The sequence below is a fragment of the Zhengella mangrovi genome, assembly GCF_002727065.1.
Classification (GTDB): Bacteria; Pseudomonadota; Alphaproteobacteria; order Rhizobiales; family Rhizobiaceae; genus Zhengella; species Zhengella mangrovi.
The window spans coordinates 208,626-223,789 of the sequence record NZ_PDVP01000001.1 but is presented as its reverse complement, the minus strand read 5'-3'; the positions used below and the strand labels follow the sequence as shown (position 1 = coordinate 223,789).

19 protein-coding genes and 1 tRNA gene are annotated in these 15,164 nt (G+C 64.0%); 7 read left to right on the top strand and 13 right to left on the bottom strand.

Features of this window, described 5'->3' with window-relative positions:
- Positions 1 to 8 precede the first annotated feature (8 nt).
- The gene (locus CSC94_RS01125) at positions 9 to 542 is read left to right on the top strand and encodes a peroxiredoxin (RefSeq protein WP_099302890.1); all 534 of its coding nucleotides are present in this window, start codon (positions 9 to 11) and stop codon (positions 540 to 542) included.
- A 164-nt stretch (positions 543 to 706) separates the two neighbouring features.
- Here the strand turns inward: CSC94_RS01125 and CSC94_RS01120 are convergent.
- From CSC94_RS01120 to hisB, 8 genes are all read right to left on the bottom strand, one after another.
- A tRNA-Arg gene (locus tag CSC94_RS01120) sits at positions 707 to 783 on the bottom strand.
- 160 nt (positions 784 to 943) lie between these two features.
- Entirely contained in the window at positions 944 to 1,903 is a 960-nt protein-coding gene (gene coaA, locus CSC94_RS01115) for a type I pantothenate kinase (protein ID WP_099302888.1), read from the bottom strand.
- Positions 1,904 to 1,941: 38 nt separating this feature from the next.
- Positions 1,942 to 2,265 (bottom strand): phosphoribosyl-ATP diphosphatase, encoded by a 324-nt coding sequence (locus tag CSC94_RS01110; protein ID WP_099302886.1) that lies wholly within the window; start codon positions 2,263 to 2,265, stop codon positions 1,942 to 1,944.
- Between the two features lie 15 nt (positions 2,266 to 2,280).
- Positions 2,281 to 3,063 carry an imidazole glycerol phosphate synthase subunit HisF gene (hisF, locus tag CSC94_RS01105; protein WP_099303917.1) on the bottom strand — a complete coding sequence of 261 codons (783 nt, stop codon included), beginning with the start codon at positions 3,061 to 3,063 and terminating at the stop codon, positions 2,281 to 2,283.
- 207 nt (positions 3,064 to 3,270) lie between these two features.
- Positions 3,271 to 4,047: a 1-(5-phosphoribosyl)-5-[(5-phosphoribosylamino)methylideneamino]imidazole-4-carboxamide isomerase gene (gene hisA, locus CSC94_RS01100; RefSeq protein WP_245408218.1), complete on the bottom strand. Its 777-nt coding sequence runs from the start codon at positions 4,045 to 4,047 to the stop codon at positions 3,271 to 3,273.
- Between the two features lie 119 nt (positions 4,048 to 4,166).
- The gene (hisH, locus tag CSC94_RS01095; RefSeq protein ID WP_099302884.1) at positions 4,167 to 4,817 is read right to left on the bottom strand and encodes an imidazole glycerol phosphate synthase subunit HisH; all 651 of its coding nucleotides are present in this window, start codon (positions 4,815 to 4,817) and stop codon (positions 4,167 to 4,169) included.
- Positions 4,817 to 5,290, bottom strand: a complete 474-nt coding sequence (locus tag CSC94_RS01090; RefSeq protein ID WP_099302882.1) for a DUF2628 domain-containing protein — start codon at positions 5,288 to 5,290, stop codon at positions 4,817 to 4,819. The genes hisH and CSC94_RS01090 overlap by 1 nt, the downstream gene beginning before the upstream one ends.
- Positions 5,291 to 5,294: 4 nt before the next feature.
- On the bottom strand, positions 5,295 to 5,894 hold the full coding sequence (gene hisB / locus CSC94_RS01085; RefSeq protein WP_099302880.1) for an imidazoleglycerol-phosphate dehydratase HisB: 600 nt from the start codon (positions 5,892 to 5,894) through the stop codon (positions 5,295 to 5,297).
- 189 nt (positions 5,895 to 6,083) lie between these two features.
- On the opposite strand from hisB, the gene hslV reads away from it, so the two are divergent.
- The 4 genes from hslV to CSC94_RS01065 all read left to right on the top strand — a co-directional run bounded on the left by hslV (position 6,084) and on the right by CSC94_RS01065 (position 10,298).
- Positions 6,084 to 6,638 (top strand): ATP-dependent protease subunit HslV, encoded by a 555-nt coding sequence (gene hslV, locus CSC94_RS01080; protein WP_099302878.1) that lies wholly within the window; start codon positions 6,084 to 6,086, stop codon positions 6,636 to 6,638.
- Between the two features lie 184 nt (positions 6,639 to 6,822).
- Positions 6,823 to 7,902, top strand: a complete 1,080-nt coding sequence (locus CSC94_RS01075) for a hypothetical protein (RefSeq protein ID WP_245408217.1) — start codon at positions 6,823 to 6,825, stop codon at positions 7,900 to 7,902.
- A 3-nt stretch (positions 7,903 to 7,905) separates the two neighbouring features.
- Complete coding sequence (hslU, locus tag CSC94_RS01070) at positions 7,906 to 9,210, top strand: ATP-dependent protease ATPase subunit HslU (protein WP_099302876.1); 1,305 nt, start codon at positions 7,906 to 7,908, stop codon at positions 9,208 to 9,210.
- Between the two features lie 125 nt (positions 9,211 to 9,335).
- Entirely contained in the window at positions 9,336 to 10,298 is a 963-nt protein-coding gene (locus CSC94_RS01065; protein ID WP_099303911.1) for a DUF1402 family protein, read from the top strand.
- A gap of 10 nt (positions 10,299 to 10,308) precedes the next feature.
- Here the strand turns inward: CSC94_RS01065 and CSC94_RS01060 are convergent, their stop codons facing one another.
- From CSC94_RS01060 to CSC94_RS01045, 4 genes are read right to left on the bottom strand one after another with little or no spacing between them, the layout of a single operon-like run.
- Entirely contained in the window at positions 10,309 to 10,692 is a 384-nt protein-coding gene (locus tag CSC94_RS01060) for a helix-turn-helix domain-containing protein (RefSeq protein ID WP_099302874.1), read from the bottom strand.
- Positions 10,689 to 11,243, bottom strand: a complete 555-nt coding sequence (locus CSC94_RS01055) for a Smr/MutS family protein (protein WP_099302872.1) — start codon at positions 11,241 to 11,243, stop codon at positions 10,689 to 10,691. The genes CSC94_RS01060 and CSC94_RS01055 overlap by 4 nt, the downstream gene beginning before the upstream one ends.
- Positions 11,240 to 12,349 carry a murein transglycosylase A gene (gene mltA / locus CSC94_RS01050; protein WP_099302870.1) on the bottom strand — a complete coding sequence of 370 codons (1,110 nt, stop codon included), beginning with the start codon at positions 12,347 to 12,349 and terminating at the stop codon, positions 11,240 to 11,242. Before mltA ends, CSC94_RS01055 begins: the two co-directional genes overlap by 4 nt.
- 23 nt (positions 12,350 to 12,372) lie before the next feature.
- Positions 12,373 to 13,077, bottom strand: coding sequence for a Tim44/TimA family putative adaptor protein (locus CSC94_RS01045; protein WP_099302868.1), 705 nt, complete (start codon positions 13,075 to 13,077; stop codon positions 12,373 to 12,375).
- 161 nt (positions 13,078 to 13,238) lie between these two features.
- Between CSC94_RS01045 and CSC94_RS01040 the strand changes: the two genes are divergently transcribed.
- Together CSC94_RS01040 and secB are read left to right on the top strand one after the other, a co-directional pair.
- Positions 13,239 to 13,709: an FxsA family protein gene (locus CSC94_RS01040; RefSeq protein WP_099302866.1), complete on the top strand. Its 471-nt coding sequence runs from the start codon at positions 13,239 to 13,241 to the stop codon at positions 13,707 to 13,709.
- Positions 13,710 to 13,835: 126 nt separating this feature from the next.
- Positions 13,836 to 14,324: a protein-export chaperone SecB gene (secB, locus tag CSC94_RS01035; RefSeq protein ID WP_099302864.1), complete on the top strand. Its 489-nt coding sequence runs from the start codon at positions 13,836 to 13,838 to the stop codon at positions 14,322 to 14,324.
- 122 nt (positions 14,325 to 14,446) lie between these two features.
- Here the strand turns inward: secB and dnaQ are convergent, their stop codons facing one another.
- Positions 14,447 to 15,160, bottom strand: a complete 714-nt coding sequence (gene dnaQ / locus CSC94_RS01030; RefSeq protein ID WP_099302862.1) for a DNA polymerase III subunit epsilon — start codon at positions 15,158 to 15,160, stop codon at positions 14,447 to 14,449.
- Positions 15,161 to 15,164 lie beyond the last annotated feature (4 nt).

The following is a 15,164-nucleotide window of genomic DNA, read 5'->3' as shown; positions in this document are numbered from 1 at the left end:
GCAGGGTCATGATCGGACACCAGGTTCCCGACGCTGTCTTCCACACGCGGCTCCGCAACGAGGCTCTCGGCGGCGCGAATCCCTACAAGTGGAAACAACTGACCAGCCGCGACGTCTTCGGGGGGCGCAACATCGTGCTTTTCGCGCTTCCAGGCGCGTTCACGCCGGCCTGCTCGGAGTCTCACCTGCCGGGGTACGAGGCGCACTACGACGACTTCATGGCGCGTGGCATCGATGAGGTCGTCTGCCTTTCTGTCAACGATGCCTTCACCATGTTCCAGTGGGCGCGGGCGCAATCGATTTCCCGCGTGTTCATGCTGCCGGACGGCAACGCCGACTTCACCCGGCTGATGGGCATGCTGGTCAGCCGGCGCAACACCGGCATGGGCCAGCGCAGCTGGCGTTATTCCATGCATGCCGTCGATGGGGAGATCCGCCGCATCTTCGCCGAACCCGGCTTTCGCGACGAGCCGGAAGGCGTTCCGGTCAACGTCTCGGCTGCCGGCGTCATGCTGGACTATCTGACGACAGCGGCCCGCTGAACGGGCCGGCCGCCAGCGCACAGAAACTGGCTTGGCGCCGAAGGAAAAGATGGCGCGCCTGGGCGAAGAAAGTTCGAACGGCTCTCATCGTTTGTTCCAAACGATTGCCGCCGAAAACCCTGAGGAAAATGTCATCCATATTTCGCTTCGCGAATTATGTGAAATGGCGCACCCGACAGGATTCGAACCTGTGACCTCTGCCTTCGGAGGGCAGCACTCTATCCAGCTGAGCTACGGGTGCCCGGCAGGCCAAGGGCCCACAAAGCGCTTTGCAAAACGACGCGAAGCACGTCCTTCTAACCCAAGGGCGGGCCCGCATCAATCATGAAAACGCAGCCGCCAGCGTGTTCGGGCGGCCATGGGCCGCGATGACGGCGCATGGCGGCCGGCCAGCGAAACGGTCAGAGCTTGCGCAGGGCAACTTCCTGGATCAGGTGGTCGGCGCCCTTGCGCAGGATCAGGTCGGCGCGGGGACGGGTCGGCAGGATGTTCTCGCGCAGGTTCTTGGCGTTGATGTTGGCCCACAGGCCCTCGGCGATCGCGCGGGCGGCATCGGCGGGCAATTGCGAATAGCGGTGGAAGAAGGACTGCGGATTGGTGAAGGCCGTCTTCCGGAGCCGCATGAAGCGATCGACATACCAGGAGTGGATCAGGTCCTCGTCGGCGTCGATGTAGATCGAGAAATCGAAGAAATCCGACACGAAAGGCACCGCCTTGCCATCGCCGGGCAGGTCACGCACCTGCAGCACGTTGATGCCCTCGAAGATGAGGATGTCCGGGCGATCGACGATCTGTTCCTCGCCCTGCAGCACGTCGTAGGTCAGGTGCGAATAGAGCGGCGCCTTGACGTTGGAACGGCCGGACTTGATGTCGGACAGGAACCGCAGCAGCGCGCCGACATCATAGCTGTCGGGGAAGCCCTTGCGATCCATCAGGTTCTGACGCCGCAATTCGGCATTGGGCAGCAGGAAACCATCGGTGGTGACCAGATCGACCTTCGGGCTCGACGGCCAGCGGCGCAGAAGCTCCTTCAGGATGCGCGCGGTCGTCGACTTGCCGACGGCCACCGACCCGGCAATGCCGATGATGAAGGGTGTCTTGACGGCATCGTCGACGTTGAGAAACTGCTTGCGCTGGCGAAACAGAAGCTGGCTCGCCTCGACATGCGCCGACAGGAGGCGCGACAGGGCCAGGTAGATCCGCCGCACTTCCTCCAGGTCCACCGGATCGTTCATCGAGCGCAGGCGTTCGACCTCGTCGGCGGTCAGCGTCAACGGCGTATCCGCCCGGAACCCCGCCCATCGGTCGGCGGCGAAAAATCGGTAAGGGGAGTAGATCTCGGAAGCGTTGAGCTGGTCCATGGATCGGTCAGTCCCTTGTCCAAAACGTCCTGGCGCCGTCACGATCCCTCGCGGGACGCCTTTTCATCGATCCCGGAGCGTCCCGTCCGGCCTTCCAGCTCAGCCATGACCTCATCCAGGGAAATGCCGGCCAGCGCCAGCACGACAAGCCAATGATAAAGGAGATCGGCGCTTTCGGAAATCAGACCTTCGCGGTCTCCCGCGACGGCCGCGATGACGGATTCGACCGCCTCCTCGCCGAGCTTCTGAGCGGCCTTCGGCATGCCCCTGGCGAAAAGCTTCGCCGTCCAGGAATTGGCATCGCCGGATTGCGCGCGTTCGGAAACGATGCGCTCGAGGTCGGCCAGGGTGAAATCGGTCATCGCGCGTCCTCGCGGTCAGTCATGCGGATCTAGGCGCATCGGCAGGCCGGCGGCGGCCATGTAGTCCTTGGCCTCGCCGATCGTGTAGGTGCCGAAATGGAAAATGGAAGCGGCCAGCACGGCGGTGGCATGACCGTCGCGGATGCCGTCCACCATATGATCGAGATTGCCGACGCCGCCCGACGCGATCACCGGGACGTGCACCGCATCCGCGATGGTGCGGGTCAGCGGAATGTCGTAGCCGGCCTTGGTGCCGTCGCGGTCCATGGAGGTCAGCAGGATTTCGCCGGCGCCCCTGTCCACGACAAGGCGGGCGAACTCCACGGCGTCGATGCCGGTCGGCGTGCGGCCGCCATGGGTGAAGATCTCCCAGCGATCCGCCTCCCCGTCCGTCGAGACCTTCTTGGCATCGATGGCGACGACGATGCACTGATCGCCGAACTTGTCGGCTGCCTCGGCCACGAAATCCGGGTTCTTCACCGCCGCGGTATTGATCGACACCTTGTCGGCGCCGGCCAGAAGCAGCTTGCGGATGTCTGACGTGGCACGCACCCCGCCACCGACGGTCAACGGCATGAAACACTGTTCTGCCGTGCGGGCCACGACATCGAAAATCGTGTCGCGGTTCTCGTGGCTGGCCGTGATGTCGAGGAAGGTGAGCTCGTCGGCACCGGCCGCATCATAGGCCTTGGCGGCCTCCACCGGATCGCCGGCGTCGATCAGGTCGACGAAGTTGACGCCCTTGACCACGCGGCCATCCTTGACGTCGAGGCAAGGAATAACGCGGGCTTTCAGCATGGGATGGCCGCCTTTCCGGTTCTGCCCGTCCTCGGGATCCTGCCCCTGCGGGCGTGCGGCCAATCCTTGACGTCGAGGCAAGGAATAACGCGGGCTTTCAGCATGGGATGGCCGCCTTTCCGGTTCTGTCCGTCCTCGGGGCTCTGCCCCTGCGGGCGTGCGGCCAGTCCTTCACATCGAGGCAGCGAATGGCACCCGTCTTCAGGGTCATGACCGCTCCTCCTCCTCGAACATGGCCGCATCCACGCTGATCGTCCCCTTCAGCACGCCAAGCGCCTCGGCCGGATCGATGCGGCCATCGTACAGCGCGCGGCCCGAGATGGCGCCTTCCAGGCGGGATGCATCCGGCATTGTCATGCGCACGATGTCGGCGATCGAGGCGAGGCCACCCGACGCGATGACGGGAATGGACACGGCATTGGCCAGATCGATGGTCGATTCCCAGTTGATGCCGGTCAGCACGCCGTCCCGGTCAATGTCGGTGTAGATGATCGCCGCCACGCCCGCGCCTTCGAACTTCTTTGCCAGTTCGACGACACCGAGCGAAGACGCTTCCGCCCAGCCCTCGACCGCGACCTTGCCGCCCTTGGCGTCGATGCCGACAGCGACCTTTCCGGGAAAGAGGCGGCAGGCCTCCTTGACCAGGTCGGGATCGCGGACGGCAACGGTGCCGAGGATGACACGGGTCAGGCCCTTGTCGAGCCAGGCCTCGATATGCGCAAGCGTGCGGATGCCACCTCCAAGCTGAACCGGGTTTTTCGTCGAGGCCAGGATGCGCTCTACCGCGGCGCCATTGACGCTCTCGCCGGCAAAGGCACCATTCAGGTCAACGACGTGCAGCCACTCGAAGCCGGCATCCTCGAAGGCTTTCGCCTGCGCGCCGGGATCCTCGTTGTAGACCGTCGCGGTGTCCATCTCGCCGAGTTTGAGGCGCACGCACTGGCCGTCTTTCAAATCGATGGCGGGGAAGAGGATCTTAGACACGGCCAGTGCCCTTTCCGGTTTGCGCGTCCTCGCGGCCTTGGCGCTGCGGGCGGTGCGGGTGGCCGTCTTTCAGGCCGATGGCGGGGAAGAGGATCTCAGACATGTGTTCACGCAGCCCTTCAGGGCTTCCACTTCAGGAAATTGGCGATGAGGGCGAGGCCCAGCTTCTGGCTTTTCTCGGGGTGGAACTGGGTTCCGGCCCTGTTTTCATGGGCGACGGCTGCGGTTACCTCGCCGCCATAGTCGGTCACCGCGAGAACATCTTCCGGGTTTTCCGCGTCAAGAAAATAGGAATGGACGAAATAGGCATGCAGGCCATCGTCGCCGGTCGGGATGCCGTCGAACAGCGGATGGGAATGTTTCACGTGAATCGTGTTCCAGCCGATCTGCGGAATCTTCAGTGTCGGGTCGGTCGGGGTCATCAGGCGCACGTCGCCCCTGATCCAGCCGAAGCCGTCCGTGACCGTCTTCTCGAGGCCCCGCGTGGACATGAGTTGCATGCCCACGCAAATGCCAAGGAACGGCCGGCCCGCGCCGACGACGGCTTCGTCGATGGCCGCATGCATGCCAGGCACCGCGTCGAGGCCCGCCTTGCAATCGGCATAGGCGCCGACGCCCGGGAGTACCACACGGTCTGCGGTGCGAACCCGGTCAGCGTCGGCCGTCAGGTCGATCTCGGCATTGATGCCGGCTTCGCGGGCCGCGCGTTCGAAGGCCTTGGTGGCCGAGCGCAGATTGCCCGACCCGTAGTCGATGATGGCGACGCGCATCAGCGTGCTCCCGGATAGTCGATCAGGCCGAGCCCCTCGGCCGGGGCAGCGGAACGGATGGCGGGGTGCCGTCGAGGCAAGGGCGGCGGGGCTGTCTCGCGAGGCAGCGAAGCGGACGGATCATGGTACCAGCGCAGCTCGGCCTCGGCAGGGCTGGCTGCTTCCACGACACCGGCTTCCCGCCAACCGCGCCGCGACAGACCGGCGATGCGAAGGCCATTGGCTTCCAGGCCGGCATAGAGCGAAACGAGCAAGGACAGCAGCGACGAGGCCATGGCGAAGCCCTGCAGCTCGACCAGCGCCCCGGCCGCCACGAGCAGGGCCAGGCTGACAATCGCCTCGACCCAGAGACGATGCCAGGCGAACCAGAGCGGAGGAACGATGAAAGCAAGGACCGCGAACCCGTCGCGGATAAACCGTGTCTCGCGCCGCGCATCGCCTGCAGGCGGTTCCATGACAACAAAAGACGCCATAGCCTCAGCCTTTCAGCGATCCCTTTGTCGACGGTACCGCATTGGCCTGGCGCGGGTCGATTTCCAGTGCCGTGCGCAACACGCGGGCCACGGCCTTGAAACACGTTTCGGCGATGTGGTGATTGTTGACCCCGTAGTCGTTTCGGACATGCAGCGTGATGCCGGCATGCTGGGACAGGGCCTGGAAGAATTCGCGCACCAGCTCGGTATCGAAGGTGCCGATCTTCGGGGCGGAAAAATCGACGTTCCAGACGAGGAAGGGCCGGCCGGACACGTCAACGCCCGCGGTCGTCATGGTTTCGTCCATGACGAGATTAAGCGAGGCATACCGCGTGATGCCGCGCCGCTCGCCTAGAGCCTCGGCCAGGGCCTGCCCGAGCGCGATGCCGGTATCCTCCACCGTGTGGTGATCGTCGATGTGCAGGTCACCGTCCGCGCGCACCGTCATGTCGATCAGCGAGTGGCGCGACAGCTGCTCCAGCATATGGTCGAAGAAGCCGACACCGGTCCTGATGTCGTGCTTGCCGGTGCCGTCGATGCTGATGGAGACCTCGATCGCGGTTTCGTTGGTCTTGCGCGAAACGCTGGCGGTGCGGGCGGTCATGACGCTGGTTCCCGTTGAATTCGAAATCGCCTTCTAACAGCAGGCGAAGCGGTTGGAAAGTTGCTTGCCGCCCATCCGGTCGCGGTGACGGGCGGACAGGCTGTTTGCAATCGCTGCCCGCATGCATACATAGACGCTGCAGACGACACGCTCCGCGGTCCGCGGGCAAACAGACGGAGTTCCAGGCGCATGGGCGAAAAAAGCATGCACGCCACAACCATCGTGACGGTCCGGAAGGGCGGGAAGGTGGTGATCGCCGGCGACGGACAGGTCTCGCTTGGGCAGACCGTGATGAAGGGCAATGCCCGCAAGGTGCGCCGCATCGGCAAGGATCGCGACGTCATCGCGGGTTTCGCGGGTGCGACGGCCGATGCCTTCACCCTGCTGGAACGGCTGGAAGCCAAGCTGGAGCAATATCCGGGTCAGCTGATGCGGGCCTGCGTGGAACTGGCCAAGGACTGGCGCACCGACAAGTACCTGCGCCAGCTCGAGGCGATGATGCTGGTCGCCAATGCCGAAGTCAGCCTCGCGGTGACCGGCAATGGCGACGTGCTGGAGCCGGAACTTGGCGTCATGGCGATCGGGTCGGGCGGGAATTATGCCCTGGCGGCTGCACGGGCGCTCTACGACGTGGAAGCGGACCCGGAAGTCATCGCCCGCAAGGCCATGCAGATCGCCGCCGACATCTGCGTCTATACCAATCACAACATCGTCGTCGAGACGCTGGGCGAAGACCAGGGCTAGTGCGCTACCCGCTGGTTCGTCCCATCGGCTTGTCGGTTCGCAATTTCCGGCGCGAGACCGGTTTTCACTTTCGCCGGACTTGCTTCCAGGCCACATCGCAAGAAGGAAGACGGTCCTGATATCCCGCGAGACACTCAATCATGCGGTCGAACGCGGCATCATCTCCGCGTCGCAGCGCGATGCGGTGATCGCGCTGGATACCATGCCCGACCTCCCGGCAACCGCCAGCATCAGCGACGAGAACCTGCGTCTCATCGGCGGCGGCAACGACCTTTTCGTCACTGTCGGGATCGGCATGCTGTTCGCCGGCATCCTGTTTTCGCTGCAGGCGCTCCCTGCCATCGACCGGACGATCGGTGCCGTGATCGTCGCCGTGCTGATCTGGGCGGTCGCCGAATTCGTCACGCGCCAGAAGCGGATGCGGCTTGCCAGCACGGTGCTCGGCATCGGTTTCGTCGCCGGCATCGGCGTCCTGCTGGGCGATCACGTCTCCTCGCAGGCCGGGCTGGAGCAGTTGAACGGCAATCTCGTGACCCTGTTCGCGCTGCGCTCGAAAGCGGGCTGGCTCGGGTCCCTTGCCGCCGGCGGCGTGGCCGGCGCCGCTGCCCTCTACTTCTGGCGGTTTCGCGTTCCCATCATGGCCGCCATCATTGCGCTTGCCATGACCGCCATGGCCTTTCTCTGGGTCGCGCTGCTGCTCTATGACGGGGTGACGAGCGGCCAGGTGGCCCTGCCGACCAGCGAGCAATTGCCAATGGTGATGGAGCGTGCGCTGCTCGTGCCGCTCGCCTGCGGCGTCATCGTGTTTCTCGTCGCCGTCGCACTCGACCTGCATGATCGGGAACGGTTCACGATCTGGTCGGATTGCGCTTTCTGGCTCCACGTCGTCTCGGCGCCCATGCTGGTGCATCCGCTGTTCATCCTGGCGACAGGCCAGGCGACGGCCGTCGGCACGATCGAGCCCGGAGCCGGGGCGGCGATTTCGCTCGGCCTGCTGATTGCCGGCTTCGTCTACGTCGCGCTGGCCATCGACCGGCGCTCGCTGCTGGTGCCGACCTTCGCCTATTTCGGCTCCATCGGTGTCTACTATCTCTTCGATCACACGGCGAACGCGACCGGCATTCCGCCCTTCGCACTGATCCTGCTGATGATCGGTGCACTCGTGATCATGTTCGGTGCCGGCTGGCAGCGCATCCGCGGCTTGACCGTGGGGTCCACGCTGCCCACATCCGTGCTGGCAAAACTTCCTCCCATCAAGGTGTAGGCCATGACCAATTATTCGCCCCGCGAGATCGTCTCGGAACTCGACCGTTTCATCATCGGCCAGAAGGAAGCCAAGCGCGCCGTCGCGATCGCGCTGAGAAACCGCTGGCGCCGGCAGCAGCTGGAGAGCCCGATGCGCGAGGAGGTCAATCCGAAGAACATCCTGATGATCGGACCGACCGGCGTCGGCAAGACCGAGATTTCGCGCCGCCTCGCCCGGCTGGCCGGAGCGCCCTTCATCAAGGTGGAGGCGACCAAGTTCACCGAGGTCGGCTACGTGGGCCGCGATGTCGAACAGATCATCCGCGACCTGGTCGAAGCGGCCATCGCGCTGGTGCGCGACCGCAAGCGGGCCGAGGTGAAGGCCAAGGCCGAGCTGAATGCCGAGGAACGCGTGCTCGACGCCCTGGTTGGCAAGACCGCCAGCCCGGCGACGCGCGATTCCTTCCGTCGCAAGCTGCGCAACAACGAACTGAACGACAAGGAGATCGAGGTCGAAGTGGCCGATAACGGCATGCCCGGCGGGTTCGAGATCCCCGGCATGCCGGGCGGCAATGTCGGTGTCCTCAACATCAACGACCTGCTCGGCAAGGCGATGGGCGGGCGCACCAAGACGCGCCGGACCACGGTCGAGGAGAGCTATTCTTTCCTCATCAACGACGAGTCCGACAAGCTGCTCGACATGGACCAGGTCACCCAGGAAGCCATGTCCTCGGCAGAAAACGACGGCATCGTCTTCATCGACGAGATCGACAAGATCGCTGCGCGCGAGGGCGGGCACGGGGCTGGCGTCTCCCGCGAGGGGGTTCAGCGCGACCTGCTGCCGCTGATCGAGGGGACCACGGTGGCGACCAAGTACGGCCCGGTGAAAACCGACCATATCCTGTTCATTGCGTCCGGCGCCTTCCACGTGTCCAAGCCGTCCGACCTGCTGCCCGAACTGCAGGGCCGCCTGCCGATCCGCGTCGAGCTTCGCGCACTGGAGAAGGAGGATTTCCGGCGGATCCTGACGGAAACCGAGGCCAGCCTGATCAAGCAGTACACCGCGCTGATGGGCACCGAGGGCGTCTCGCTTTCCTTCAGCGAAGATGCCATCGATGCACTGGCAGGCATTGCAGTCGATCTCAACGCCACGGTGGAAAACATCGGTGCACGCCGGTTGCAGACCGTCATGGAGCGGGTTCTCGACGAGATCTCTTTCAATGCCCCGGACAAGGGCGGCGACGAGATCGTCATCGACGCGGACTACGTTCATGCGCATGTGGGCGACCTTGCGAAGAACACCGATCTTTCGCGCTATATCCTGTAGGCGAAGGGAGGATGTGACCCCGCCTTAACCTGTTACGCGGCGTCATGCGTATCGACTTGGAGCGCCGGAAAGACTATGCAATGCGCCTGTCCGTTTTCCACCACGCCAACCGTTTCAGCGCTGCCATGTTCCGCCGGTCCGCATTTGCCCTCTGTCTCGCCCTCGCTTTTTCCGGTCCCCTGAGGGCCCAGGACGTGACGGCGGTTCCGCCCGGAAACCGGCATGCGGAACAACCGGCGATCCCCGGCGCCTCGGCCAAGCGGACCCAGGCGCTGAAGACAACATTCGACCGGAAGTACCAGAAGGTCTTCGACCTGCTGAAGTCGGACACGGACCTGCGCGGCAAGATCAGTGCGGAAGCCAAGGCCTATGGTATCGACCCGATGCATATCGTCGGAGCCATCGTGGGCGAGCACACCTATAACGTCGATGCCTACGACCGGCTGCAAAGCTATTACATCAAGGCCCTGTCCTACGTGAACTCGCGGTTCCAGTTCGAGTATGACGGAGAGGATGTTTCCGAGTTCATCGCCCGGCCGGAGTTCTCCCGATGCACCGCGCTGACGGGCAGCTACGACCAGTGGACGTGCCGTGAAACGGTCTGGAACACGACCTTCCGCGGCAAGACGGTGAGCGGCAAGGCCTGGCCGAACGATCGTTTCTCGGCCGTATTCTTCCAGCCATTCTACGCGGGTCAGACATTCGGTCTTGGACAGCTCAACCCGTTGACGGCGCTGGAGATGAGCGATCTTGTCCACGATGTGTCCGGCTATCCGCGCCTCGATCACCGCAATCCGCAAGCCGTCTACCGGACGATCATGGATCCCGACATGTCGCTAGCCTATGTCGCGGCGGTGATCCGGAAGTCCATCGACGCCTACCGGACGATCGCGGGATACGACATTTCGAACAATCCCGGGGTCACCGCGACGCTGTACAATCTCGGCAACCCGGAAGAGCGGGCCATGGCGCTGAAGGACGAGAATGCCAAGCTCGTCGCGGAGGGAAAGCCGCCACGGATGCCGGAAGAGAATTATTACGGGTGGCTCGTGAACGACAAGCTCGCCGAACTCAAGGCCCTGTTCTGATCCCGGTCTGTCAGCGATTCGGCCTGGCAGCGTGCGGGTGAACCAGCGCATCAAGCATGCGATCCAGCGCTTCCAGCGCCTCATCGTCAAGCTTCCCGATATCGCGGGAAAGGCGGTTGGCAAAGGCCGTCGCGGACGGTGACAGGCCGGCGGTGTCGATCGTTACACGCGGGTCAGAAATCTCCGCCAGATCGGCAAATTCGTCGGCCTCGTCCCATATGACGTTGAAATATCCGATGATCCTTTGAAGCAAGGCCCAGGTGGGCTGCCCGCGGCGGCCGTGTTCCAGCGCCGACAGATAGGCAGGCGACACGCCGATGGCTGCCGCCATTTCCTTCTGCGTCACGCCCCGGGCGGTTCGCATCTCCCGCATTTTCCGGCCGAAGGGCGTCATGACACCCTGCCCGCGTGACGGCGCAGGCGGATGTAGAGCGCGCCCTCCCCGCCATGCCGGCGCGACGCGACATCATGCCCGCTGACCATGGCGCGGAAGGGCGGTGTCGCCAGCCAGGCGGGAACGGAGCGCGCCAGGACGCCCTCGGATCCATGCGACGCACCCTTGCCGGTGATGACGAGCACATGGCGCATGCCCCGGCCATGGGCATGGGCCAGAAAGGACAGCAGCATGGAATAGGCCTCGGCCTGGAAGAGCCCATGCAGATCGATCCTGGCCTCGATGGGAATGCGGCCCTTTTCCAGCTTGCGGCGCTGCGGCCGGTCAAAGGGCGGCGGCGGAGATACAGTCTTGCCTTCCCGCGGCGCGGCGGGCTGGCGAAAGGCATCGGCCTGCTTGACGATACGCGGCTCCTCGTCCGGAACCGCCGGTACCGGTTCAAGCCACTTTTCCAGATCGTCGCGGCGATTCTTCATCGGCGTCGTGCTGCGGGCGACCTTTCCCCACAGGATGCGCTCGTCGGCGCTCAGCTTGCGATCGCGTCCGCTCATGAGACCGCGGCCTCCGGCGGGACCATGCCTGCAGGCAAGAGAAACCAGAAGCCCGCGGGCGACTTGACCGCACCCGCCATCCTGCCAGCGTCCGGTCCGGTCCCGGCGAAAAGGTCGGCGCGGGCCGCGCCAACGATGGCCGAGCCGGTGTCCTGACCGATCATCAGCCGGAAGAACGGACCGCCGAAATCGGTCATGCCCGGCGCGTCGATCCAGACGGGCGTGCCGAAACAGTGCAGCTTGCGATCCAGGGCGACGGACCTGCCGGGTGTCAACTGCACGTAGCCGGCTGCAAACGGCCCGAGTTCCGGATCGCCCAGCGGCGTTTCACGGAAGAAGATGAAGGACCGGTTTCTCCACACCAGATCGTCGCGGCGATGGGGATGGCGGTGCAGCCAGTCACGGATCGACTGCATGGAAACAACCGCCGGATCGATCTCCCCGGCATCGACCAGGATGCGCCCGATCGAGGTGAACGGATGACCGGATTTCGCGGCAAAGCCGACGCGCAGGATGCGTCCGTCGGTCATCCGCAGGCGCGCGGATCCCTGCACATGGATGAAGAAGACCTCGTCGCGGTCCTCCAGCCAGGCCAGCTCCAGGCGGCGCCCTTCCAGCGCACCGCTCTCGATCGCGCGACGGTCCGGGTGTTCGACGAGATCATCGCCCGCCCGCCGCGCCCATTCGAACGACGTGTGCAGGCCAGCGGGATTGGACCCGGCCGGGATTTTCACCAGGTCGGCGGGCTGACGGTAGAGGGGATAGCGGAACCGGCTCGTTCGGACCGGCGAGGCTTCCGCCTCGGGTTCATAGTAGGCGGTGACAAGCCCCCCGCCGCCATCCTCGCCAGGACAGCGCCAGGGACTGAAACGGGTTTCGAAGAAACGGCGGGCCCCGGCGGGATCCGGCGCAGGCAAATTGCACGCGGCTTCGAACGCAGGCTTCAGCGTTTCGAAGCGCACGCCAAGCGCGCCGTCTTTCCAGGATCTCTCCCGTGACAGGATGGCCGAGCGGCGAAACGCATGGAAGGCGGTCACATGGTCGTCTTCGGCCCATCCGGGTATGTCGGCGAAGCCGGCCGGCAGGAAAGCTGGCGTTTTCCCCATCCCGCTTCCCCTTCCGGCCGGGCCTATTCCTCTTCCGTCGCGACGAGCTTCCAATTGGGATCGCGGGAGCGGAGATCACGCGAGAACGTCCAGATATCGGTTCCCTCGGTGACCGATTCCGGATCGCCGTCGACCACCTCGCCATTGGCGTCCATGGTGGCGGAAATCATTTCCGAGACAATGCGCAGGGTGACCATGGCGTCGCTTCCGCGCAGATCGGCATTGATGATCTCGGCCCGGGAAATGCCGACGAAGGAGGACCGCATGCTCTCGCCCGCCTTCTCGCGGGCAGCAATCGCTCGGTCGAACCCTTCGAACACATCGCGTGACAGGAGGTTGCGCAGGGCCTTGCGATCGCCTTCCGCGTAGGCGGTCACGATCATCTCGTAGGCGAGCTTGGCGCCCTCGACAAAGCCCTTCGGATCGAAGTTCGGATCGGCATCGCGGATTTCCCGCAGGCTCTTGTTCAGCGGTGTGCCCTTTTCCGCGACCACGTCGACCGGCGCGTAGAATTCATCGGCCTCGTCGCCGTCGCCCTTCTTCTTGCGGCGCGGCAGCGCGACGACATTGTCGTCCTGGGCAGGCTGGTTCTCGAGGCGGCCTTCGGTATAGGGATCGAACGGCTGGCGTTCGTTGCCGGTCCGGCGACCAAGAACGGAACGGAGCTGGTAGATGATCACCACCGCCGTGATAAGAAAAAAGATCGTTCCGAAATCGAGATATTGCATCTTGCCTGCCACCAGAAGGACCGAACCATCACGGCGGCCCCTTTTTACCCAACGCGATAAGGCTCATATAGAACGCCAATGTCGCTCATTCAAATGTGTTCTGAGCGTTCCTATATGGAAGTGAACGTTTCGTTCCAAAACCCAAAAGGCGCTTCCGCCCTATGCCCTTCAGTCTCGTCCCCTTTTTCCTGCTGGCAATCCCCTTCGCCGAAATCGCCGCCTTCGTGATCATCGGCGGCCAGATCGGCGTCATGGCGACCCTTGCCATGGTGGTCGTCACAGCGGTCATCGGCTCCATTCTCCTGCGCATCCAGGGGTTCTCCCTGCTCAACCGGATCCAGGCAGAAATGAATGCCGGCCGCGTTCCGGGACGCGAACTGGTTCACGGCGTGATGATCATGATCGCCGGTATCCTGCTGCTGACGCCCGGCTTCATCACCGACACCCTCGGTTTCCTGCTTTTCATTCCCGCCTTCCGCGATCTCGGCTGGCGCTTGGTCAAGGACCGCATCACGGTCGTCAGCGCAGGCGGTTTCGCCGGCCAGCAGGGCTCCCGGCGCGACGACGGGCGCACGATCGACCTCGGACAGGACGAATACAGGGCGGGCGAGAACAAGCCCCGCGAGCACTGATTGCACGGCGGTCAACCGTCGTGCTTGTCAGACACAGGCGGTCATGTTAGCCAGCCACCGTATTTTCAGAGGGCAACGACCGCCGACCCGGCGCGCCGGCCCGGTCTCTAGAAGGAAAATCAACAGATGACCGACACTCAAGCCACCGAGGCGGGCAACGGCGGGAACCAGCAGCCTGTTCTCAACGTGCTGGCACAGTACATCAAGGATCTCTCGTTCGAGAATCCGAACGCGCCGCAGTCGCTGCAGGGACAGGGCAACAAGAGCCCGGGCATCAACATCAATGTCAACGTCAACGCCAACCCGCTCTCGGAGCAGGAATTCGACGTCGTCCTGACCCTGAACACCAAGGCCGAGATGGACGGCAAGACGCTGTTCAACGTCGAGCTGGTCTACGGCGGCATTTTCCGGGTTGCCGGTTTCCCGCAGGAACACATGCTGCCGATCCTCTTCATCGAGTGCCCGCGGCTGCTGTTCCCCTTCGCGCGACAGATCATTTCCGACGCCACCCGCAATGGCGGCTACCCGCCGCTGATGCTGGAGCCGATCGACTTCGGCGCCATGTTCCAGCAGCGCATGGCCGAAGAGCAGGCCCGCGCCGAAAAGAAGAACTGACGTCAGGCACGTCGCACGGTTTCACGTGAATCATCGACTACGAACGCCCCTGCCCGATCCGGACGGGGGCGTTTTTGATTCAGGCCCGGGCACATCCCGTTCCCTAGTCCAAATACGCGAGATCAGGAATCGGCCCCGCCAAAGCCGAGGCGGGCCCAGATCGACTTTTCGCCAAGCTTCGCGATCAGCGCCTGATGCGCCTCGATCTCCTGTGAAGACAGGCGCGGCGGAAGACTGTCCGGTCTTTCCGGAAGTGCCACATGCTCGGTCAGTCCGCCGTCGTCATCGTCGGACCCCGTGGTTTCGACCAGCCGCAAGGCCGCCTGCTTGCCGCCGGCCAGTTCGATATAGACCTCTGCCAGCAACTCCGAATCGAGCAGCGCGCCGTGCTTGGTGCGGTGGGAATTGTCGATGCCGTACCGCCGGCACAGCGCATCGAGCGAATTCGGACCCATCGGGTGCTTGCGCCGGGCGATCGCCAGCGTATCGATCACCAGCCCGGGATCGATCGACGGGTGGCCCAGGCGCGCCAGTTCGGCATTGATGAAGCCCATGTCGAAGGACGCATTGTGAGCGATCAACCGGGCGCCGCCGAAGAACTCCAGGAATTCCTCCACGATTGCCGAGAAGACCGGCTTGTCGGCAAGATCATCATTGGAAATGCCATGGACCGCGAGCGCCTCGGGATGAACCTCGCGACCTTCGGGATTGATGTAGACATGGTAAGTGCGGCCGGTCGGAAACCGGTCTACCAGTTCGACGCCGCCGATCTCGATCACGCGATCGGCCTTGTTGTCGAGCCCGGTGGTTTCGGTATCGAAAACGATCTCGCGCATCGGT